The sequence below is a fragment of the Paenibacillus sp. FSL R7-0026 genome (assembly GCF_038004485.1).
Lineage (GTDB): Bacteria > Bacillota > Bacilli > Paenibacillales > Paenibacillaceae > Paenibacillus > Paenibacillus xylanexedens_A.
This window is the reverse complement of the sequence record NZ_JBBORG010000001.1, coordinates 4,973,904-4,997,383: the sequence shown is the minus strand read 5'-3', so window position 1 is coordinate 4,997,383 and position 23,480 is coordinate 4,973,904. Positions and strand designations below refer to the sequence as shown.

General features: G+C 46.9%; 14 protein-coding genes. 12 read left to right on the top strand and 2 right to left on the bottom strand.

Translation table 11 applies throughout. The features are described 5' to 3' along the window. Window positions 1-38: 38 nt before the first annotated feature. The 3 genes from MKY44_RS21840 to MKY44_RS21830 are packed head-to-tail and all read left to right on the top strand — an operon-like array spanning window position 39 to window position 3,714. Entirely contained in the window at window positions 39-2,141 is a 2,103-nt protein-coding gene (locus MKY44_RS21840) for a BglG family transcription antiterminator (protein ID WP_341008583.1), read from the top strand. Next, complete coding sequence (locus tag MKY44_RS21835; RefSeq protein WP_017686856.1) at window positions 2,138-2,572, top strand: PTS sugar transporter subunit IIA; 435 nt, start codon at window positions 2,138-2,140, stop codon at window positions 2,570-2,572. The genes MKY44_RS21840 and MKY44_RS21835 overlap by 4 nt, the downstream gene beginning before the upstream one ends. Continuing rightward, a complete protein-coding gene (locus MKY44_RS21830; RefSeq protein WP_341008582.1) occupies window positions 2,569-3,714 on the top strand; it encodes a mannitol-1-phosphate 5-dehydrogenase in 1,146 nt (381 codons plus the stop codon). Before MKY44_RS21835 ends, MKY44_RS21830 begins: the two co-directional genes overlap by 4 nt. A 60-nt stretch (window positions 3,715-3,774) precedes the next feature. Here the strand turns inward: MKY44_RS21830 and MKY44_RS21825 are convergent, their stop codons facing one another. Continuing rightward, window positions 3,775-4,026, bottom strand: a complete 252-nt coding sequence (locus MKY44_RS21825; protein ID WP_341008581.1) for a cysteine-rich CWC family protein — start codon at window positions 4,024-4,026, stop codon at window positions 3,775-3,777. A gap of 140 nt (window positions 4,027-4,166) precedes the next feature. Next, window positions 4,167-6,170 (bottom strand): endonuclease MutS2, encoded by a 2,004-nt coding sequence (locus tag MKY44_RS21820; RefSeq protein WP_341008580.1) that lies wholly within the window; start codon window positions 6,168-6,170, stop codon window positions 4,167-4,169. Window positions 6,171-6,697: 527 nt separating this feature from the next. On the opposite strand from MKY44_RS21820, the gene MKY44_RS21815 reads away from it, so the two are divergent. The 9 genes from MKY44_RS21815 (at window position 6,698) to pulA (ending at window position 23,027) form a co-directional block, all read left to right on the top strand. Then, window positions 6,698-9,034: an AraC family transcriptional regulator gene (locus MKY44_RS21815; protein ID WP_341008579.1), complete on the top strand. Its 2,337-nt coding sequence runs from the start codon at window positions 6,698-6,700 to the stop codon at window positions 9,032-9,034. 282 nt (window positions 9,035-9,316) lie between these two features. Further along, on the top strand, window positions 9,317-10,270 hold the full coding sequence (locus MKY44_RS21810) for an ABC transporter permease (RefSeq protein ID WP_017686861.1): 954 nt from the start codon (window positions 9,317-9,319) through the stop codon (window positions 10,268-10,270). 45 nt (window positions 10,271-10,315) lie between these two features. Beyond that, window positions 10,316-11,188 (top strand): carbohydrate ABC transporter permease, encoded by an 873-nt coding sequence (locus tag MKY44_RS21805; protein WP_169481870.1) that lies wholly within the window; start codon window positions 10,316-10,318, stop codon window positions 11,186-11,188. Between the two features lie 61 nt (window positions 11,189-11,249). Next, on the top strand, window positions 11,250-12,749 hold the full coding sequence (locus MKY44_RS21800) for an extracellular solute-binding protein (protein WP_341008577.1): 1,500 nt from the start codon (window positions 11,250-11,252) through the stop codon (window positions 12,747-12,749). A gap of 24 nt (window positions 12,750-12,773) precedes the next feature. Beyond that, window positions 12,774-13,877: a glycoside hydrolase family 88/105 protein gene (locus MKY44_RS21795; protein WP_341008576.1), complete on the top strand. Its 1,104-nt coding sequence runs from the start codon at window positions 12,774-12,776 to the stop codon at window positions 13,875-13,877. 108 nt (window positions 13,878-13,985) lie between these two features. Then, window positions 13,986-15,497 (top strand): extracellular solute-binding protein, encoded by a 1,512-nt coding sequence (locus MKY44_RS21790; RefSeq protein WP_341008575.1) that lies wholly within the window; start codon window positions 13,986-13,988, stop codon window positions 15,495-15,497. 347 nt (window positions 15,498-15,844) lie between these two features. After that, entirely contained in the window at window positions 15,845-17,113 is a 1,269-nt protein-coding gene (locus tag MKY44_RS21785; RefSeq protein WP_341008574.1) for an S-layer homology domain-containing protein, read from the top strand. Window positions 17,114-17,199: 86 nt separating this feature from the next. Next, complete coding sequence (locus MKY44_RS21780; protein ID WP_341008573.1) at window positions 17,200-20,805, top strand: DUF5704 domain-containing protein; 3,606 nt, start codon at window positions 17,200-17,202, stop codon at window positions 20,803-20,805. A 173-nt stretch (window positions 20,806-20,978) separates the two neighbouring features. Next, window positions 20,979-23,027 carry a type I pullulanase gene (pulA, locus tag MKY44_RS21775; RefSeq protein WP_341008571.1) on the top strand — a complete coding sequence of 683 codons (2,049 nt, stop codon included), beginning with the start codon at window positions 20,979-20,981 and terminating at the stop codon, window positions 23,025-23,027. The last annotated feature ends 453 nt before the right edge of the window (window positions 23,028-23,480 follow it).

Genomic DNA, 23,480 nt, shown 5'->3' with positions numbered 1-23,480 from the left:
TTGCACGCATTTGTTTTCCCTGAGCCGGAGGCTGAGATATGAGTATTACCAAAAGACAACGTGAAATCGTGGAGTTCCTGCTAGAACATCCACATGAAGTAACTGCCGGCGAAATCGCCGTTGAAGTAAAGGTCAGTACCCGAACGGTTCACCGGGAGCTGCAAATGATTGAACAATGGCTTGAACCTTTGGGTATGAGGCTGGAAAAAAAATCAGGAACCGGCATCCGAATCGATGCCAGTTCCGATGATCTGGCTGTATTGCGCCAGCAACTAGAGGGTAAAGAATATGTAGAGTTTACGCCAGAAGAGCGTAAGCTCTTCATGCTTTGCATCCTGCTGGATGAACCGGAGCCTGTAAAGTTACTCGCCTTGGCTTCGGATCTGAAAGTGACCGTATCGACCGTAACCACTGATCTGGACGATCTGGAGTCACGAATTCGTCAGGCGGGACTAAAGCTGGTTCGCAGACGTGGATATGGCGTCAAGATTAACGGAAGTGAGACGATTCATCGCACAGCCATAGCTGCACTTGCTCTCGAATTTCTGGATGAATCCGACCTGTTCGGAAGACAACCTGAACAAGGGGGCTCCATCGTAAACCAAAAATTGTTGGATATGATTGGACACGGTGATGTGCTTACGGTCGAAAATGCGTTATGGCAACCAGATATCGAATGGCTGGAGAACATCCCGGAACGGCAATACATGAAGCTGCTGATTCAATTATCCGTAGCGGTTGTACGTATTCGTAAAGGCTTTGGCATTGGCCGTATACCTCCCCTGGAGAACAAGGGAGATGAAGTCGCAGAGCAGGATGAAATGAAGGTTCCACCTTATATGGCTTCCCGCTTGTGTGGTGTGTTATCCACCCAGCTGGGGCTGACATTCTCCCAAGATGAACAAGCTTATTTTCACAGACTATTAGTTGAGACAGAGCAGCGGATTCACTCTTCGCGGCTGTTGCCAATAGACGACTTGATTTTACTGGACAGGGTACATTCACTGATTGATCAGATGCAGGCGAGAACGCATTACGCCTTTCATGAGGATCGTTTGCTTCGTGAAGGTCTGCTTGGTCATATGCAACCTGTCATGGAGCGAATTGAAGGGCAACAGATGATTCGTAATCCGCTACTGCAGCAGATTCGCAAGGATTATGATTCCCTCTTCGAAGAGGTCAAACAATCCGTGCATCAAGCTTGGCCAGGCACAGAAGTTCCGGATGAAGAAATTGGTTTCCTGGTCATGCATTTTGGCGCTTCCATCGAGAGGTTACGTGCACTGAAACGTGAGATCAGGGCAATCATCGTGTGCACAAGCGGAATTGGATCATCACGCATGCTTTCCAGCCGATTATCCAAGGAGATTCCTGAGATTCGGATTATGGATAGCGTGTCCTGGTACGAGGCTGCACGGATACCTACAGATCAATATGATCTGGTGTTATCCACTGTTGATCTGCCGATGGATGAAAATCAGTATTACAAAGTGAGTCCACTGCTTACGGCGGAAGAGAGCGAACGTCTGCGTCATTTTATCCGAACAACAACATTACAACGACAGCATAATAAGCCCCGTGAAACAGAGGTTCAGACGACAAGTCGTTACTCCGACCCTGATGGAATGGAAGCTATTTTAGTTGAAATCGTCCGGATTATTGGTAAGTTTCAGGTTTATCCGCTGGATAACCAGGATATCGGATTCTATAAAACGGTATATGCGATGTGCAACGTACTCCATGGAACTGGTGTGCTGAAGGAACCGGGGGAGATCGCGAAACGGTTGGAGGCACGTGAGGCAGTGGGGAGTCAGAAGATTCCCGGCACAAGACTTGCGCTGTTTCATACACGAAGTGAGGGAATTTATAGGCCGTCCATTAGCTTGTTTCAGCTCACTGAGCCACTCCTTCGTACACCGGATGATCCGGCAGGAGTTACCCATGTCCTCTTGATGCTTGGTCCCAGAGAATTATCCAAGGAAAGCCTGGAGGTTCTCAGTGAGATCAGCGCCCTGTTATTACAGGAAGAAATGATTACATTGCTGGAAAAAGGAATCAGGGATGAACTCATTCATTACCTGTCCCAGGAACTTGTTGGATTTTATCGCAGTAAAACCGAAATTGGAGGTCAACCATTATGAGTATGTTAACAACAGATAAAGTCATCATGAATGCGACGGCTCAGGACAAATACGAAGCGATTCGCATGGCAGGGCAGATTTTGAAGGATGCGGGACATATTACCGCTGATTACATTGAGAAGATGATTGAACGTGAAGAGATTGTCTCGACCTATGTAGGGAACGGCCTGGCTATTCCGCATGGTACAAAGGAATCCAAAGCTTTCATTTTATCCACAGGTATCTCTGTCATTCAGTATCCACAGGGTGTTGATTTTGGCGAAGAAAAGGCTTATATGGTCATTGGTATCGCGGCTCAAGGCGGGGAACATATGGAGATCTTGACTAGCATCGCGGTGATCTGTGCTGAGGATGAGAATATGGAGGCCCTGCGTCTGGCGAAAACAGCCGAAGAAGTAATCGCTATTCTGGAAAGTGAAATGGAGCTATGAAGGCCCTACACTTTGGCGCAGGTAACATTGGACGCGGGTTTATCGGCTTGATCCTCTCCCGTGCAGGGTATGAGGTTATTTTCTCCGACGTGAATCAGACCTTGGTAACAGCTCTCCAGCAACGGGGGCAATATACGGTGGAACTGGCTAACGAGAGCAAGGATCAGGAGACCGTCACAGGTGTAAATGCAATCGATGGAACCCAGCTGGAGACGGTTGCCCAAACCGTTGTGGAAGCTGATCTGATTACAACCGCGGTGGGCGTAGGCGTGCTGAAACATATTGCACCAGGTATTGCAAAGGGACTTGAGAAAAGATTAAATTCCGGTCCGGTTCAAAACCCACTTCACATTATTGCTTGCGAGAACGCCATTGGAGCCAGTACGCAATTGAAAGAACATGTATATGCTCTGCTTGATGAAAAGGTACGTTCCCTTGCAGATCAGTATGTCTATTTTCCAGACTCGGCCGTAGACCGGATTGTGCCTATTCAGCATCATGAAGATCCTCTACATGTACAGGTGGAGCCTTTTTACGAGTGGGTGGTGGATCGTTCCCAGATGGCTCCTGCATTCAAACCGGTTGAAGGCATCGTATATGTCGATGATCTGGAGCCGTATATCGAACGTAAACTGTTCACTGTTAATACAGGACACTGCGTTGCTGCGTACATCGGTAATGTGCACGGTTATGACACGATTCAGAAGGCTATTGCTGATGAAAAGGTCAAATCGATTGTATACGGTGCTTTGCAGGAAACTGGAAAAGTTCTAGTGAAACGTTTTGCATTCAACCCGGAAGAACATGAGCAGTATATTGTCAAAATATTGGGACGATTCGTAAACCCGTATCTTACCGATGAGGTTACTCGTGTTGGTCGTTCCCCGCTGCGTAAGTTGTCTCCGAATGATCGTCTGGTTCGCCCGGCCCTTCAAGCATATGCGGATGGAAGTGAAACTACCTATCTGGCTATGGGTATGGCAGCAGCCTGCAAGTTCGATGTCTCCGATGATCCGGAAGCAGTTGAACTACAGAACATGATCCGCCAGAAGGGGATTACAGCTGCACTGCATCATTATACGTCCATGGATGAGCATCATCCGGTGCTTGAACAGGCTGTTGCCCAGTATAACCAAATGTAAGAACAGTGGCAGCCAACTAACAGTATAGATGAGGCATAATGAAGAAGAGCCATACAGTTGTTAACTGTGTGGCTCTTCTTTTTGTTGGCTTTTATCGGCATATTCGTCCAAACAGCGTTGACATATGCACGATTTTCGGCGCTGCTCTGGCGGAATGCGGTCAAACACACCCTCGGGGAAAGTAGCCCGGTTACACCAGCATTCCGAATGAGGATGTCCTGCCGCATAGGAACAGCGATTAGCTTCCCCGCATAATGGGCAGACAAGAACATCGATATGGATGTGCTCTTGATTGTCTTGTTCTGCAGACATTCAGTTCTTCCCTCCCTGTGCAATAGCTACGAGCTGAAGTTAAACATACTGGTCCCCAGTATAACAGAAATGTGCCGGTGATTATGGATTTCGCTCTGTATATATGACTTCCAGTTCACCACATCTGTTTCTCCCATCGGCTATTCTTCAGGCGGTAATTCGATCTGTAGGCCTTCCACATGTTTGCGTCCCATCAATTTACGCTTCTTTCGATTTTCCTTTGTTTCTAGCACAATGTCCAAGTCATAATCGTCACCCGGATAAAGCTCATCGGCTGATATATGCAGGGTCAGGCGTTTCTTATGGATTTTGACTTTGCGTCCCCGCAGCATGACCCCGATATTTCCACGGCTATCCTCGACATCACAGACGATGCCCGACTGATTAAGATAGGCCGCATACACCCGATCTCCTTTGCGAAAAGTTTTAGCAGGAGCAGGGGGATCTGACTCTCTTGGTGTTGTCTTTTTGTGGAGACCGATTGAATCCTTTGACTGCTTCGACTGATTCCGCTTGGACAACTCTGCTGGGCCGTCTGCTTCTGCAACGGAACGATCAGGTGTCAGGACCGGTGTTTCCAAAGGAGATGACGCGAACACGAATGTACGATCTCTTGAAATACTTTGATCTGACAGGGACTTGGATCGCTCGATAATTCGCTGTGGCATGCCCAGCTTTAATGCGATGGAATAAGCATAGCTTTCACCAGCTTCTCCGATACGCAATCGATACAGCGGCTGGAGAGAAACGGTATCAAATTCCATGCGGGCATTTTCGAATCCTGGTGTGGCAGCTGCAAAATGTTTGATTTCACCAAAATGTGTTGTCGCCACAACGGTTGCTCCGCGGCTGTGAAGTTCCTCCAGCATGGCGATAGATAGTCCAACACCTTCGCCAGGATCTGTGCCGGAAGCCATCTCATCAATGAGCACCAGAGTTGACGTATTGGCCTGTTCCAGTATGCCAATCATATTGTGAATATGTGCTGAGAATGTACTGAGTGCTTGTTCCAAACTCTGCCCGTCACCAATATCAACCGCTACCTCGTTATAAACAGCCATCTCGCCACCTTCCTCGACCGGAATAAGCAAACCGGATTGCATCATCAGGGTTAGCAAACCAAGTGTTTTGAGTGCGACCGTTTTACCCCCGGTATTTGGGCCCGTAATAATGAGCGACGAGTATGTTCTGCCGATTGCAAAATCAAGGGGAACCATAGAAGAACCCATGAACGGATGACGTGCACGTTGAAGGTTAATGTGGCCCTGAGTATTGACTCGAACGGTACGTCCATCCATGGTGGCCGCATATTTGGCTTTGGCAAACAGGAAGTCCAATACACCTACCGTTTCGGTGTTCAGGGCGATTTCACGGTTATACGATTCGGCGAGGGAGGTTAAATCACCGAGAATTCTCATCTCCTCTCGGGACTCCTCCGCTTGTAGAGCAGCCAATTGCATCTGCAGACTTACTAACTCAACGGGTTCGATATATACGGTTTGCCCACTCCCGGATTCATCCAGCACACTGCCTTTTACCTGTTTACGGAACTCTTTCTTAATGGGCAGAACTGTTCTTCCTCCGCGTTGGCTGATGACATGCTCCTGCATAATGGAGCGATGTTTGCTCACCAGAGAATCAAGCTTTCGTTTCATACGTTCCTCATTCACGGTCATTTTTTTGCGGATTCGAATCAGTTCCTTGCTCGCCTGATCCTGAATGCGTCCACTATGGATGCAGCGCTCGATCTCACTCAGCAAAGGTTCGATCATAATCATGGATGCTGCATAACGACTGACGGTGGGAGCGGCCCCAGATTTACCCTCCATGTATTTCATGAGTTGTGCACAGCTCCGCAGGAACTGAGCGAGATGACTGAAGTCGCGTTCACTGAATAGATAACCGGTGCCAAGCAGATCCATAATCGTTTCCATTCCGTCGAGTGAAGGGAGGGGGATACTGGCCCCGAAGCGAATCAACGTAGCCGCTTCAACTGTTTCTTCCAGCCGGAGCTGGATCAGGTGAGCATCTACCATCGGTTTTAGTTCTCTGGCATAACGTTTGCCCAGATAAGACAGGGCGCAGTCTGCAACGTTTTTTTGAATTTGTGGATAGCCCAAACTGTTTAATGTGTTTTCATTCATGCGTAATCTCTCCTTGAATTTGAGTTGGGATTTCAGTTGACGCGCTGAAACATATTCCTGGAAAACGCAAAAAGGGCGGAGAATGAACAAACGTCATTCTCCGCCCTAAACGTATGGGAAAGCAAAGTCCACTAAAGGTCTATATTAAAAAATCCGCGCTGAACTCAGCGCGGAAATAGACCCGGACAATTACAATCCTGGAGGCGATTTATGATATCCGCTGTTCTTAACTAAGTACAGGGATCTGGCGCATCATGAAATACACGTATGCCATATGGGCACAAGCGCAATGAAAGGCCAAACTCCTGAATATGAAACTTGGTTAGTTAAGAACATTCACCGACATTAAAAATCTCTCCTTTGATTGAGGAATATGCAACCAATATAAACTGGAAATTGGTTTGAAGTCAACCTTTAGAATAAATGAGTGGACTTGAATAAGAATGGGTTTTAAAATAACAATAGTAAAATAATCCAATGAAAGCGATTTATTTTAATAAACATACGTATAAAGGAGGATGCTCTTCTTGCCGAAGTATTTACTGCGTTTGCTCTGCTTTACCCTGATCCTCGGAGCCCTTCCAGTCATTGTTATTGGTACCGTCTCGTATACAATTGCATCGCGTGACATTGAGCAGAAAGTGCGTGAGAGCAATCTTCAGATATTGCATCAGACCCAAATGCGGGTAGAACAAGTTCTGCGCAGCCTGCAATTATCATCCATCCAGTATGTCAATTCGCCTCTGGTACTACAAGCGATGAAGAAACCACTAGACAGCAGCGAGTTTCAGGAGATTCGTGATCTGACATCCGGATTTAACAACTTGCAAGCGGTTACGAACATTGACCAAGCCTATCTGGTTAATCTGGATGAAGATTGGGTCGTTTCGATGCGTTCTTTTGGAAAATTGGATGATTTTAGCATTCGAGACCGGATTGGCTCCTACCTAAGTTATACCAACAGCCTTTTTTGGGTCACTCAGAATGCCAGTTCAGCCAAAGAAAGTGTACCTGTGTCAGCAGGTATGGGTGAACTAACACCCGAACAGGCACCTACCCTTATATCTTCGGATAATGTGGTCAGTATGGTATTCAAAATCCCGATGATACCAACCAATGTGAAACCAAAGGGATTTCTTGTGATTGATATCGCCGATACGGAACTGAGTACGTTTTTGAGCCGAAATACAAATTCTGGAGATATGTACGTTCTGGATCGGGAGCAGAAGTATTTTCTGAACGATATGCAGCAAGGCGGGAAATATGACGCGCTGAATAAGGAAATTCAGGAAATGGTGCAAACGACAGGCCAGCCAGAGGGTTTCTTCAGTGCGGAGGTGGAAGGTAACCAAGTGGCGGTTAGCTATAGGCAATCTCCACTCAATGGCTGGTTATACGTGTCCGTTGTATCTCTTGGACAGATTACGGCCCAGTCACAGAAAATTGCATTGGTCACCGGTATCGCTACACTGGTCATGTTATGTGTAACGGGATTATTCGCCATATACGGCAGTCGGCGGATGTACTCCCCGATCTCCAGACTGCTGCAATTTACGAAGGGGTTGGATTCCCCAGTTGCTCCGTCAGGACGCCGTCAGGATGAATTTATCTATATTGAGGAGCAGTTGTCAACCTTGTTCAGTTCGGAGAAAACGATGCGTGAGCAGATGAAGGGGCAGCATGTGCACCTCCAGGAGTTTTTTATGACCAAACTGCTGACAGGCAAAATCTCGGAGGAAGATTTCAGATATCAGGGAGAATTGTACGATTTCCCGACAGGGTGGGCGACTCTTGGCGTACTCATGCTCCAGATCGATACCTTGGAAGGGACCCGATATGAGGAACAGGATCGCGATCTGCTGCTGTTTGCTGTCAACAATATGGTAGGTGAGCTCCTTCCTTCAGCAGTTCGGTTCACTCCGGTCATGCTGGATGATGCTCAGGTCACCGTTCTTGCCTCCGAACTCACGGATGAGATGAAGCTGAAGGAATGGATGCATACCCAGGCAGACTGGATCCGCGAACGTGTCGTGACTTATCTGAATCTGCCCGTAAGTATTGGCATCAGTCGTTCTTACACTTGTATCGGAGATACGCCAAGAGCGGTTCAGGAGAGCCGCGAGGCTCTGCAAGGCCGGGTAAGTCTGGGTAGCCGTATTATTTTGCATTACGAGGATATTCAGCCACGTGGTCAGATGGAGGCCGCGTTGTATACCCAGTTACGTATGATCGAGGATCAGCTCGCGTCTGCCCTCAAGCAAGGAGATGAAGAGAAAACGGACGCCTACTTTAAGCAATATTTGGGGCTACTTGCAGACAAAAAGCTTCATTTCAGTGAATATCCCGTCATTATGGTTCAGTTATTGTCTCGTGTATATCAGCTTGTGCAGGAGCAGGGCGGGGATGTGGCCGAAGTACTGGGTGAAAAAGCATCCATGTCACATTTGCTGAAGTTGTCCACATTGGACGAAATGACCAATTGGTTCCGCAAGCGGCTGTTCCTGCCCGTCATCCGTTTCTGGCGAGAACAGGAAGAATCCCAATACATGAATATTGCGAGACGTATGATTCGTTTAATCGAGGAACGTTATGATCGTGAATTGTCGCTGGAAGCCTGTGCCGCTGAGCTTAATTTTCACCCTGTCTATCTAAGTCGGGTATTCAAGAAGGAAGCCGGAGTCAATTTTACGGAATATCTCGCAGAGTATCGTATGGAAAAAGCAAAGACATGGCTGCAAACAACAAATCTTAAAATATCGGAGATTGCCGAGAAATTAAACTATACCAACCCAACCGCATTTATCCGTACGTTTCGCAAAATCACAGGAACAACCCCCGGCAAGTACCGGGAGCAGCAGCGATAAAACAAACCTGCTCTGCCCGCCATGGCAGGCAGGCTTTTTTACGTTCGGATGAAGGAAGAAGACCACTTTTCTCCATGAAGTTAAGACAGGAATATAGAGGTTGAAAGCAGTTCATTGCGCCTTTGAACTCTGTGACAGAAATGAGCTAAACCCTTGCTACATAAGGAAAAACAAAAGGCTAAAACGAGACGATAGCCAGTCATTCGTTTATCCTCCACAATGAAGACATGAATTCAGGAAGTGATATTTTGTAATCGTTTCCAACGTGGGGAGGAAGACAATATGAAAGCCGAAACGGCGGCTCGAACACGGCCCGCTACCCGCAGTGACAAAAACCTGCTGTGGAGGGACATTATCAAAAACCGGTGGCTTTATATTATGTTAATACCGGGTGTGCTGTACTTTGTTATTTTCAAATACATACCCATGTATGGCATCACGATGGCTTTTCAGGATTACACGCCTTACAAGGGCATCTTGGGAAGTGACTGGGTAGGGTTCAAACATTTCCAGCGTTTCTTCGGAGAACCGCAGTTCTGGACATTATTTCGAAATACGTTTTTACTTGCCATTTATAACATTGTGTTCTTTTTCCCACTGCCAATTGTACTGGCACTCATGATGAATGAAGTTCGCCGTGAACGTTTCAAACGATTTGTACAAACTCTTGTCTATGTTCCACACTTTGTTTCCTGGGTTGTTGTTGTCGGTGTGTTCTACATGCTGTTCACAACTGAGGGTGGTGCGATTAATGAATTGCTCTATAACCTGACGGGACAAAAAGTGGCGTTCCTGCTTGAACCAGGTTGGTTCCGAACGATGATTGTTGGACAATCCATCTGGAAAGAAGTCGGTTGGGGCACAATTATCTTCCTTGCAGCACTCTCTGGTGTTGATACACAGCTCTATGAAGCTGCACGAATTGATGGTGCCAATCGCTGGCGCCAAACCTGGCACATTACGTTGCCGGCCATTCGCAGTACCATCGTCATTTTGCTCATTCTGCGTCTGGGCAATTTCCTGGATACAGGCTTTGAACAGATCTTCCTGATGCTGACTCCGACGAACCGGGATGTGGGCGAGGTATTCGATACTTACGTGTACACGAAGGGGCTCACCCAGGCACAGTACAGTTATAGTGCTGCTGTCGGGTTGTTCAAATCGGTTGTCGGGCTGGCGCTTGTTCTTGGTGCCAATACGCTGGCCAAAAAATTCGGGGAGGAAGGCGTCTATTAACCCTCGGGTGCAGACGTTCTTCACCAGACAGGAGTGAACATTAAGATGCAACAGGATAAAACGTGGGGCAACCGGATCTTTGATTTTGTGAATCACGGCTTGCTGCTGTTGATTGGAATCGTGACGGTCATCCCGTTCATGTATATTTTGGCCGTTTCGTTTACCAGTCCGCATGAAGTGGCTAAGGGAGGATTCATTCTTTTTCCAAAAGAGTTCTCTCTGGCTGCGTATCGTTACATTTTCTCTACAGATACCTTGATTCGCAGTCTGGGTGTATCGGTCTATATTACGGTGATCGGTACCTTTATTAACCTGCTGTTTACGTCACTTATGGCGTATCCGCTCTCCAGGAGATATTTACGTGGACGCCAGCCCATTTTGCTCGGTGTATTGTTCACAATGCTCTTCAGTGGTGGGATGATTCCAACATACTTTGTCGTGAAATCCTTGCACCTGACGGATACATTGTGGTCGCTGATGCTGCCTACCGCTATTAGTGCATTTAACTTGATCGTACTCAAAAACTTCTTCCAGGCCATTCCCGACGAACTGGAGGATGCAGCCAAAATTGATGGATGTAACGATGTCAGCGTATTGTTCCGGATTGTACTGCCGTTGTCCATGCCAGCGATGGCAACATTTTCACTCTTTTACGCGGTGGCCCACTGGAACAGTTTCTTCAGCGCTGTTATCTATATCAACGATAGTGAGAAGTGGCCTGTCCAAGTCTGGCTGCGTGAGATTGTCATTCTGGCACAGAGCCGAATCGGAGACACAAGTATTGAAGAGACCGAGATCCAGCCGCTTACCATTCGCATGGCTGTTATCGTATTCTCCACGATTCCGATTATGCTGGTATATCCATTCCTGCAAAAGCACTTTGCTAAAGGCGTGATGCTGGGTTCGGTGAAAGGTTGAGTCGGCACATGGTTCAAAGTCAGTTCACTATGACTGCATAAAAAAGGGAGGTTTTCAAGTTATGAAAGCAACAAAAAAGAAAGCCGTAGCTGTCTTGAGCACACTGGCACTGGTGACAGGTTTGCTGGCAGGATGCGGATCAGACGAGGGTCAGGCTGCCGAGGGCGGCGTACAAAATGTGTCCATAGCTATTGCACAGGTGGGTGATGTGCCAAGCAAAGGCAATGAAGTTCAGCAAAAGATTGAAGCGTATACCAATACCAAACTGGATATCCAGTGGATTCCGGCTTCGGCCTACAATGACAAAATCAACGTGATGATCGCTTCAAGCGATATGCCAAAAATTGTGAAAGTGCAATATAACCCAACGGTGACCAGCGCAATGCGCAATGACGTGTTCTGGGAAGTTGGCCCATTGCTGAAAGACTACAAAAATCTGTCGGCACAGAACGAGCGTTTTTTTGACAACATCAAGGTAGAGGGCAAAATCTATGGGGTTCCTGTATTCTCGGATATTGCGCGGGCTACGGTGATCTATCGCAAGGATTGGTTCGAGAAGCTGAATCTTAAGGTGCCAGCCACACCGGATGAATGGTATGAAACGATCAAGACACTGGCAACCTCCGATCCGGATGGAGATGGTCAGGATAATACGTTTGGACTAATGCTTTTCAAAAAATACAATGAGGACCAATATTCCTTCACAACACGCCTTGGCGTAAGTTTTGGTGCACCTAACAAGTGGAAAGTCGAAGATGATGGCAGCTTCACGCCGGAATTCATGACACCGGAATATATGCAGGTGCTGGATCTGCTGAAACGTTTGTACGATGAGAAATTGCTGAACCAGGACTTTGCCGTATTCGACTCTACGGAAGCGGAGAAAAAGTATGATTCCGGTGTTGTCGGTATCCGTGTTGGTGTTGCTCAGAACGGAAAAAGTCAGCAAGAGCGTTTGTCCAAAAACAATCCGGATGGTGTGGTAGACATCGCTGGTTTGCTTGGCGCGAACGGAGATCGTGTTGCAGGACAGACGGGTAACTCCGGAATCCTGGCATTCCCTAAATCGACGGTGAAATCGGAAGAAGAACTCAAGAACCTGCTCTCCTTCCTGGATAAATTGATGGACCCTGAGATGGCGACCCTGTTGATGCGTGGTATGGAAGACAAACATTACACCAAAGTGGGCGAAGATCAGGTGGAGATGAGTGACTTCGATGCATTCCAGCGTGAAGTGAAACCTTACCGTGACAACCTTCCTTATGTCGAAGGATATAACGTACCGAAGTTGAAGGATACCGAACTTGGTGAAAAAGGTACTACACTTGCTAAGGAACTGGCGGAGCATGCTGTGCCAAACCCTGCGCTGACGTTATATTCTCCAACGTATGGTGACCGTGGGGCGGATCTGGATCAGGTAATTGCAGATGCACAAACCAAATACATTATGGGCAAGATCGATCAAAGCGGCTGGGAAAAGGAAATCGAGAATTGGGGCAATGCTGGTGGAAACAAGATACGTGAGGAATATGCCGAAGATTATAAAAAACAGGCTCAATAAAGAGCCGGAAGCGGAGGCTTGATCATGAAAGAAACACTGCAATTCACATCGGTGCGCATGGCACAGCAGTTCATGGAAAGTTATCGCAACCATGAGCTGTACTCCACTTGGCATTATGAGAATGGCTGCCTGCTGAAAGCACTGGAGGAGCTGTATACGCACACGGGGGAGCAAAAGTATTTTGATTACATCCGTGAGCTGATGGATCATTTTGTTCAGGACGATGGCTCCATTCGATCCTATACGATCGAGGAATATAATCTGGATCAGATCAATCAGGGAAAATCACTGTTCCTGCTGCATGAAAAAACGGGAGAAGAGAAGTATCGCAAAGCTGCGGAGTTGCTTATGACTCAGCTTAAGGGACAGCCACATACGAGTGAAGGCGGGTTCTGGCACAAAAAGATTTACCCTTTCCAGATGTGGCTGGATGGATTGTACATGGCTACTCCGTATCTGACTCAGTATGGCGCAGTGACGGGTGAAGAGAAGTGGTTTGACAAGGCGGCTCTGCAGCTCTTGCTGGTGGAGCAACGTACACGTGATCCGCGTAGCGGTCTCTTGTACCATGCCTGGGATGAGAGCAAAGAGCAACGCTGGAGTTCGGGTGAGACGGGATGTTCACCACATGTCTGGAGTCGGGCGATGGGCTGGTATGTGATGGCGGTTGTGGATACCTTGGATTATCTGCCGGTAGATCATCCGCAGCGCGGGCAGATTGTGGGTATCTTCGAACGGGTAGCAAACGCACTAGTGCATGTGCAGGATCAGCAGACCGGGCTATGGCCACATTTGCTGGATCAACCGGGACGTGAGCGGAATTATCTGGAGGCTTCTGGGACCTCAATGTTTGTCTATGCATTGGCCAAAGGTGTGCGTAAAGGATATCTGAGTGGCAAGTTCAAAGCGGTTGCGGAAAAAGGGTATCAGGGTCTGGTGCAGCATCTGCTGCAAACGGACCGTGAAGGCGTGCTGTCCTTGACGCAGTGTAACGGCGGAGCAGGTCTCGGAGGAAGCCCGTATCGGGATGGGTCCTATGAGTATTATGTTACCGAGTCCATTCGGATCAATGATCCGAAGTCGGTCGCTCCGTTCATTTTGGCGGGAGTGGAGATTGAACTGGCGTAATGCTGGTTCTTCTTTTTAAAACACTTATGATAGCGCATACATGGTTGGTTTGAGTAAAGTGAGGCAAGATTGCTGAACAATTTGGCTATCAAAAAGGAGAGATGGTTCATGAGTCCAAAAGGTCCAATGTCCCGTTTAGGCGGAATCGTTGTAATTGGTGCAATGTCCGCTGGATTGCTTGCAGGTTGCGGGGGAGAAAAAGCACCTGCTGCAGGGGAAGGTAAACTTCCCATTTCCATCTCTTTAATGCAGGTAGGTGATACACCGGCCAAGGAGAACGGGATTGAAAAGAAGATTGAGGAATATACCAATACGGATGTTAATGTACAGTGGATTCCGCAGTCTGCTTTTGATGATAAGGTGAATGTTATGGTTGCTTCAGGTGAGATGCCGACCATTATGCGGGTGAATTATGTACCGACCACATTTAATGCAGCCAAAACGGGACTGTTCTGGGAACTTGGGCCTTACTTGAAGGATTATAAAAACCTGTCTGCCCAATCCGAGGCTTATTTTAACAATATCAAAATTGAAGGCAAGGTCTACGGTATTCCGAACTTCCGGGATATTGGACGGACTGCGATCGTATATCGCAAGGACTGGTTTGATACATTGAAGCTGGATATACCAAAAACGCTGGATGACTGGTATGAAGTGATGCGCTCTATTCGCAAGGATGACCCTGACGGGAATGGTAAGGAAGATACGTACGGTGCACTGCTCTTCAAAAAGTATAATGAGGGTGTTTCGTCGCCACTGACGCGGATTGCTGTAAGTATTGGCGGTGTTAACAAATGGGGAGTGGATGATGCTGGGAAACTGACCCCGGAGTTCTTGACTACCGAATATGTGGATACGATGAAGCTCTTCAAGCGACTGTTCAGCGAGGGACTGATTAATAGTGATTTCCCTGCCCTGGACCCTTCTGATGCGGACAAAAAAATGGATTCGGGCCTGGTTGGCATGAAGCTGAATGGTGTGGCTCAGAACGGAAAGTCCTCTCAGCAGCGGCTTACACCTAACGCTCCGGATGGGGAGATTGACGTGGCTCCGTTCCAGGGAACCGATGGTATTCGCATCGCTGGGGAGCCAGGGAACTACGGAATGCTGGTCATCCCGAAGGCATCCGTTACGGATGAGGAGCAATTGAAACAGGTTCTCACGTTCCTGGATCAGTTAATGGATGAGGAATTAAGCGCGTTGCAGCTGCGTGGATTGCTCGATGTGCACTACACCAAGACTGCTGATGGGAAAACCGAACTCAAGGATTTTGACGCTTATCAGCGTGAAGTGAAGCCATATCGGGATAATTTGTTAAGCATTGAAGGTTACAACGTGCCTGAACTAGTCGATGTTCCCATTGGTATGAAAGGTACAAAGATGGCGCGTGAAAATGAGCAGTATGCCATTGCCAATCCGGCACTCACATTGTCTTCTGCGATCTATACTGAGCGTGGTCAGGAGCTGGATCAGATGATCTGGGATGCGCAGACCAAGTACATTATGGGGAAAATCGATGATGCTGGTTGGGAGCAGGAAATCGCAAGCTGGAGAAAAGCCGGTGGTGATCAATTGATCACGGAACTCGAAGCATCCTATAAGGAGTTAAACGGAAAATAAAGCTGGATGGAATAAAAAAAGGGTTGATCAAATGGAATGATATGGTTTATTCTATGAGTGAGTTCATTTTCCAATATCATAAGAAAGACCACACCCTTAAAGCATAAGGCTATGAATCTGCGGATTCATGGCCTTTTTTTGTGTTTTAGGCGAATGAAGTGGGTCTATGGAAGGAGGCACGCACGCCTTGACGTGATGGGGATGGACGAAAAATAATACCAATAGCCTAGTACAACATGGTAGAATATTGATTATTATGGCAAATTTAGGTTGTGGTTATGAAGAGAAGTGACTAGGTTGACCAAGTAAAGCATCCCCATACTAAGGTACATAGGAGCGTGAGTAGATTGAAGAAACGAATTGAAGGTCATGAGAAGAAGAAAAAACGGAATGTTTGGATCGTCGGGTTGGTGACGACAGCTGTATTGGTAGCAACACTATTACCGATTGGCCCCGTAGATTTGACGTCAACAGCGAATGCTGCATCGGGAACGAGTGACAGTGCCCTTAGCAAGTTCAAAGATATCAAGGGCCACTGGGCTCAAGCAACAATTGCCAAAGCTTATGAAAAAAATCTGATCTCTGGTTACCAGGACGGAACGTTTCGTCCCAATGGTAAAATCACGCGTGGGGAATATGCGACAATACTCGCCCGCGCGACTGGACTGGAGAAGGTAGAGGGGAAGAATTCCTTTGCTGATCTCAAGGGCCATTGGTCTGAAGCGGCGGTTAGCCAACTTGTCGGACAAGGATTCATTAACACTGATGATTATGCCAAAGGGTTCAATCCAAATGCGGAACTGACACGTTACGAGATGATGAAATGGATTGCCAATGGACTGATCAAGTCCGGGAGCAGCTTCCAGGATGCTTTTAATGATACAAAAAATACGCTGCTTCCCACACCGGAAGTGAACCGTGGCACCATTGGTGCCGAGCAGATTCCGTATCTTGCCCTAGTTCGTGGGACCGGCATTGTCGGTGGATTTCAGGATGGCACATTAAAACCTGCGGATTCCACCACACGTGCAGAAGTGTCAGCCATTTTGCTGCGTTATATGGACGTAGAGGGCACGGATGCCGGGAAGTATAGTGACCTGAATGAAATGAGAGAGGTCGGCACGACGGGGACGAATTTAACGACAGTATCAAATTACAAATATATTAAAGGTAACTTCGGAGATATAGTTAACACAGAGTACACATTGAAAAATAATGTGGGGGTCGTAAAGTACCATAGATTTATCGTAGTGGATACCCGAGGGACTAAACCCAAGGGACTGTACGCCACGTTATTTGTAGATCAAAATAACTTGACTAGGGCACAAAAGGGGCGCTTCTCTACCTACGCTGAGATAACGTTTACTTCAAGACTTGATAAGTCAAATCTTTTAAATATTGCTAGAGCGAATGATAATATAGCTATTCCAATTCAACGATTATTTAACGTGAGCTATTTGAAAGAAAAAGGGTTTATTACTTTACCAGACGACTCAAACGCAATGTTGAAGCAAGGGATATCTTCCAAATTTTGGTCATCACATACTCTGGATCCTGTAAAGGGAGGATATATGTTAAAGAATGATGCTGGTAAAGAAGTTCAAATCTATCAATAGAACTTTTGGTGGTGTTTAAATTTAATATTAAACGTTATCTATTAGATTGTTTAAACAGTTTATATAAAATCTTAATAATTATATTTATGATGATACCAGTCTATTACTGCACATCTGATACTCTTAAAGCTAATGCCTTAGAAGAACAATATGGTCCTAAATCCATGAAAGGGCCAGCAGTAACAGTTGATGCAAACCCAACTCAAGGAACACCGGGAGTTTACTGGTATCAACTTGATTCAGGAGAATTTAGGGCAGAATATCAAGGCACACACAAAGATGTGGATAACGGAGGAACTGATTATGATGCATACCCTGTAAAAACAGAAATTCCTGATAATGTTGATATGAGTAGATGGCCGCCACTAAGTTGGAAGCCATATAGAGGTATAGGAATTGATAAGGAAATGGTAACTGATATTAAGTTAAAGAACGATCCTGATGGTGTAAAATATCAGCAGGTAAATAGTTATGAAGGAATAGGTAGTCCAAGAGTTACAAGTGAAAAAAATGCGGATCTTAGAACATATACTGGCAAGGGGTTTGAGTTCTTTGAAAGGGAACCTTATGGGACTAGGCCAGGCAATAAACCCAAATATAAGATGGTATACCACACCCCTGTTAGCATCTTCTGGGAAGGTAAGATTCACGAAGAAAAAGAAATCGATGTAACCCCAGATTCTACCCTCACCCTAGGTCAAACCCAGCAGATGGAAGCCAAGGTGAAGACGAAAGGTTATGGTGCGACAGCTTTTGGTGAGGGCATCGATGTATCCCGCAGGGAAACGGAAATCAAATGGTTTTCTTCTGACGAGACAATTGCGAGTATAGATTTGAAAACAGGGATGCTAACGGCCGAAAGTCCAGGCACGGTCACTGTGCGTGCGATCTGGAACAATGGTACATATCTGATCTCGGATACCGCCACCATAACAGTCACGTCTGAGCCAGGACTCGTTGTGAATCTGCCGAATGCTTGTAAAGCCAATACGACACCTCTACAGGCAGAAGCCGTTCTAACCAAACCGGATCGTACTGTTCATAAACTGACGGCTCATCCCAAATTGACGTGGCAGAGCTCGAATCCGACTATAGCCACGATCGGTGCTGATGGCAAAATCACGACAAAAGGGATCGTGGGTAGCACTACCATCAAAGCTCATTTTCTTGATTCAACCCAGCAACTGGATGAACAAGGAACTCAGGTGCTTGTGGTGAAGGACTGCACAGATAATGGTGAGGGTGGTAATGATGGCGATCCGGGGGGCGACCCTGCGAACACTTGCCCCGTGACCATCAGCCCACCGAGTAGAGGCACGGTTATTGAAGCATCGGTTATGGACCCGTCTGTTCGAGGTGTGTTGAAGGCAGATGATCGTGGATCTGAGAAGTTCGATGTTACCCATGGTATTCCGACTTCGGAAGATCTCTATGCCAATGTTTTAGCCAAGGAATATCTGTTTCAGCACCGTTGGGTTAACATGACAGGAACGGTGACTTACACCGTTAAAGTGAAAAGGGTTTATCATAAAACCTGGACGATCCCGGGAAGAGCATCTAGTGGTGAGGGTGATCCAGGGACAGCTCCTCAGCCCAGAGAACGTGATGTGCCCGGGGATAAAACGATGCAAGTAACACGGACATATAGCTATTGGCAGATCGATAACCTGGAGGTATACAAGTTAAATGAGGCCAAGGTATCTAACTATGCGCTAGGCGGTTATGGCGACACCGTGACCCTGACGCCCAATGCATATACACCACCGACTTTGCAATCGGCTATGGATACTGCGGTTACCAGTCATGTGAAACTTGCGCCATGTCGAGAAATTGATCTTGGCGTCAAAGGGGTTCCGGGTGGTTCTAACGAACCGCCTACGCCAGATGAAACGTCATTGTTTCAATCTGAAGCTGAAGCGGAGGTTAGAGAGAACGCCGTTAATAACGATAAGGTAACCTTTAATGGAGTGACGATTATGGACCCTGCTCCGGTGGAGAAAATAGCTCCAAGACCTGGAACGATCCCACAGCCTGACATGATTAGAGACGATGTTCTGTACCAGAACCGGCTTACGATCAAAAACACATTGTTGAACAAAGCTAACCAGCCGACCACGGGTGAGATTACGTATGGACTGCTCCTTGGCAATGTTAACGGAGGGCAGGATCAGAAGTTCCCCATTCTGGGCATTAACTCGGTGACAGTACATACTCCAGTTGTGAACTATGCCTGGGTGTCAGATGATCAGCCGCATAATCAGAAGACTACGCCAGATCCGACCAGAGCTGCACTTGTTTTAGAGCGTCCGTTTATTGTACGTATCCCAACTTCAGGGCAGCATCTGGATGCAGCAAGTTACCCTGGGTATGGAAACCATGATTATGCGAAATATTTCCGGATCAAACAGTTACGTTTTCCATTCGATGTCTATAACGGTGCCAGAAGTCAGTTTATTCCGGCCATGACATGGGTGGATATTCCGGTAAATCAGTTGGACACTCCTTTTTATCTTCCTGTATGGGTAGATGAAGGGAATTACCAGGTTGAGTTTCGAAATATCGCCGAAAATGCACCTGCAAACTTCACAGAACAACAGGATGCGAACACGAATCTGACCCATCATGTCGCAGCAGATACCGTTGCTGTAGAGGTTATCGGACGATTGTATGATTTTCACATTACCGATATTTCAGACTACAACTGGGAGAATGTGTTCCGTAAGCGGATGGGCAGCCCGGAACCAACGGGTGTGAGCTACTGGACCGGAGAAAACAGTATCGACGGAGATCCCCGAGGTAACTTGGCTCCCTATGTACTGCCTATTCGTCCCGGCAGTCATCCGGTACAGGGTTTCCGAAATGCTGCAGTGAAGACAGGTTACCATTTCAAGTTTGATCTGAAAACCAAGGGCAATATGTTTGGGAAACAGGATGGTATCCGAATTACGCCAACGTTCTCTTTTGTGAGTAAAGATGGCACCACCCGGCAAGAAGTGGATTTATACTACCATCGAGGACAGGAACGACTCATTCGTATCGGATCGGGACAGGATTTAGAAAAACGCTTTGTTGTGCTGAACTCACGGTTGCGGAATGTCCCAAGTACGGAGTTAGGTGATACAGCGCGTTATCAGTATACCTATGAACTGTCGGCGGAGGAACGCAATCAGGGTACAATGGCGGAACATATGGTTCGTTTCGTGGATCAGACCTCTCATCATAAAACGTGGGTAGGTCGTTATGACTGGATGATTCTTCCTTCACAGATCCGTACACTCATTGGCCCAAAAACGGATATTCCCTCCAGTGTTAATGTGGATCGGGCGAATGCAGCGATTCAGCGCTGGTATGGGGAATATAGCTTGCCAGCAGATGTATATGCAGTACCCAAAGGAACCGATCTCGAGTCGCTTGCCAGACAAAACCGGTTGGATGAGAAGGCAACGGTATTTCTGAGGGGCGGTTACATTGTGGTTAACTTCAATATCGAAACATTGCGCAGTGGTAATACGAGTGCACCACATCTGCAATATATTCATGCACCGTTGATGAATCAATGGCAAATGGAAGGTTTTGATAACAGCCCGGTAGATGGTCAGGGGAGAAGTTGGCCGATGCAAGATGGGGACGTGGTTTTGTACCACGCGGATCAATCCAGCCGAAATGATTTCCAATCCCAGGTACCACATTAGAGAGGTATCGTTTTACCCATAAAGAAGGCAGGCGTAATGTGAATCTACATGACGTTTGTCTTCTTTTTTGTGTAATTCGGATTATGGTTGGGCAGCAGAACGGGTATAAAGGGTAAGGAGCACTCGTACCATCCATATTCATCAATTTTCTCAACGAGAGGGGAACAACACACATGATTGAAGAGGATAAGCAGGAACTATTGATTTCAGAAGATACATACAAAGGAAGAGATTTAGGTGTCACATTAGAAGCACAGTCCTGTCGCTTCAAAGTCTGGTCACCGTTCGCCGTTCAGATGGAACTACTTCTGTACCCACCTTTGACAGGGGGGAGCCCGGAGGAAGAGCCCAATCAACGGAAACAGCAGGCGTTACCTATGCAAAAGAAAGAACAAGGCATCTGGGTTCTGGAACTGGAGGGTGATTTAAACAGCTACCGTTACATGTACAAGCCTACTTTTGAAGATGGACATTCAACTACTGCTGTAGATCCATACGCCCGAGCAGTGACCATGAATGGAGAAATGGGTGTAATTGTCAGACTGGAGCAGACACATCCGAAGGGATGGAGAGATGATATTCGCCCGGAATTGACCAGTCCTGTAGATGCAGTCCTGTACGAACTGCATGTACGTGATTTTTCCATTCATCCATCATCGGGTATAACGAATAAAGGCAAATACTTGGCTTTTACCGAGACGGGTCTGCGTGATTCGGAGGGCAACACACTGGGGATCGATCATTTGGTTGAACTCGGGATTACCCATGTTCATCTGCTGCCTGTATTTGATTTTGCGACGGTGGATGAATCCAGGGTGGATGGTGATACGTCTGATGCCTCCAACTATAACTGGGGATATGATCCACTTCATTACAATGTCCCGGAAGGGTCCTATGCATCACGTGCAGATGATCCGGAGACACGAATTCGTGAGTTCAAATCAATGGTGCTGGCCCTTCATAACAAGGGAATAGGTGTCATTATGGATGTGGTATATAATCATATGTTTGATACGGCAGGCAGCTCTTTTGAAAAACTTGTACCAGGGTACTACTATCGTCAAAACGCCGATGGGACCTACAGCAATGGTTCAGGTACGGGCAATGAGGTGGCTACTGAACGCACCATGGTTCGCAAGTTTATCATCGACTCGGTCCGTTACTGGGCAGAGGAGTACCATGTGGACGGTTTTCGCTTTGATCTGATGGGCCTGATCGACACAACTACGATGAAACAGCTTGCAGCGGAATTGCACACCGAAGTGTCACCTTCCATATTGTTATATGGTGAACCATGGGGCGCACTGGATTCGCCGCTTGGGGATGATATGACCCTTAAAGGAACGCAGCGCGGAGCGGGTTTTGCTGTGTTTAACGATAATTTCCGTGGAGTGATCAAGGGAGACAGCGATGGCATGGGGACGGGATTTGCGACGGGCGCGCACGGGAAAGAAGACGAATTGTGGACTGGCGTCCGGGGAGCCATTCAGGATTTTACGGATGGTCCATCCGAGACGATTAACTATGTAACAGTGCACGATAATCTCAACCTGTGGGACAAAGTCGCACGTACACAAGGACTACATGATACCTTGAATTTCCTCACCTATGACGAGGATGGAAGTATTCGTGGATGCCAGAGTGCGGAAGAGGCCGTAGAGAAGGCTAAGCCTTACCTGCAGATTGATCCGAAACACATTCTGGAGAATGAGACGGTTAGGCGTTGTCTGCTTGCCAATGGTATCGTTCTAACCTCCCAGGGTGTTCCCCTGATCGCGGCTGGAGATGAGCTGCTTCGCAGCAAATATGGGGACGCCAACAGCCACCAGAGTGGAGACATGGTCAATGCCATACATTGGGAACAGAAGAAGCTGTTCAAGCCGGTATTTGATTATTATCGTGGGCTGATCCGTCTTCGGCGAGAACATCCAGCCTTTCGGCTTCGTACCCGGGAAGAGATCGAGAAGCATGTTCGTCTAATCGAAAAAGGTAATGGGCTGCTAGCCTATGAACTGAACGGTACAGCAACCAGCGATTCATGGGAACGTATTGTTGTCATATACAACGCGGCAAAAGAAAACCGTGACATCGCTGTTCCCACAGGGACATGGAATGTGATTGTAGAAAAAGGACAAGCAGACGTTAATACGATACGCACCATACAGGATGGTCAGGTACATGTGAATGCGATATCCCTTACGGTGATGTATTCCAATTCCTAATGAACGCAATGCTTGCCAAGAATTGAAGGGTACCAACAAACCATTAGTAAAATCGTTAACAAGGACACGTTCAAGATATCCAATCAATCGAATTTAATCAAATAAATTGAGATAAAACAAATCCCCCTTTCCCGTAAGAAAGGGGGATTTGTTGATGCGTCAGAAACCATTGCCTTGGTCACAGGACTATATATCGTCATATGTCCACCTTTTTTATGTTGTGCACCTGTTGGTGCATTTTAATCTCAACCCAATGACATCCTGCAATTTATTCTTGTATATTTCAAACTTTTTTTGTCGGGACAGGTACAAATGCTGTCAATCTATGGCGCTTGTTTACATATCTATATTTTGAAAGCGATTGCTAATTGAATACGCAAATTGGACCGATATGATGAGTACAGACAACCCCGGGTTGACAAATCACGTCCCGCTCCGTAACATCGGGACAAC

What these genes read in the sequence shown, in the direction of transcription:
- pulA (WP_341008571.1), top strand. Translation starts at nt 20,979, where the DNA reads ATGATTGAAGAGGATAAGCAGGAACTATTGATTTCAGAAGATACATAC.
- MKY44_RS21800 (WP_341008577.1), top strand. Translation starts at nt 11,250, where the DNA reads ATGAAAGCAACAAAAAAGAAAGCCGTAGCTGTCTTGAGCACACTGGCA.
- MKY44_RS21790 (WP_341008575.1), top strand. Translation starts at nt 13,986, where the DNA reads ATGAGTCCAAAAGGTCCAATGTCCCGTTTAGGCGGAATCGTTGTAATT.
- MKY44_RS21835 (WP_017686856.1), top strand. Translation starts at nt 2,138, where the DNA reads ATGAGTATGTTAACAACAGATAAAGTCATCATGAATGCGACGGCTCAG.
- MKY44_RS21840 (WP_341008583.1), top strand. Translation starts at nt 39, where the DNA reads ATGAGTATTACCAAAAGACAACGTGAAATCGTGGAGTTCCTGCTAGAA.
- MKY44_RS21810 (WP_017686861.1), top strand. Translation starts at nt 9,317, where the DNA reads ATGAAAGCCGAAACGGCGGCTCGAACACGGCCCGCTACCCGCAGTGAC.
- MKY44_RS21830 (WP_341008582.1), top strand. Translation starts at nt 2,569, where the DNA reads ATGAAGGCCCTACACTTTGGCGCAGGTAACATTGGACGCGGGTTTATC.
- MKY44_RS21825 (WP_341008581.1), bottom strand. Translation starts at nt 4,026, where the DNA reads ATGTCTGCAGAACAAGACAATCAAGAGCACATCCATATCGATGTTCTT.
- MKY44_RS21780 (WP_341008573.1), top strand. Translation starts at nt 17,200, where the DNA reads ATGATGATACCAGTCTATTACTGCACATCTGATACTCTTAAAGCTAAT.
- MKY44_RS21820 (WP_341008580.1), bottom strand. Translation starts at nt 6,170, where the DNA reads ATGAATGAAAACACATTAAACAGTTTGGGCTATCCACAAATTCAAAAA.
- MKY44_RS21795 (WP_341008576.1), top strand. Translation starts at nt 12,774, where the DNA reads ATGAAAGAAACACTGCAATTCACATCGGTGCGCATGGCACAGCAGTTC.
- MKY44_RS21805 (WP_169481870.1), top strand. Translation starts at nt 10,316, where the DNA reads ATGCAACAGGATAAAACGTGGGGCAACCGGATCTTTGATTTTGTGAAT.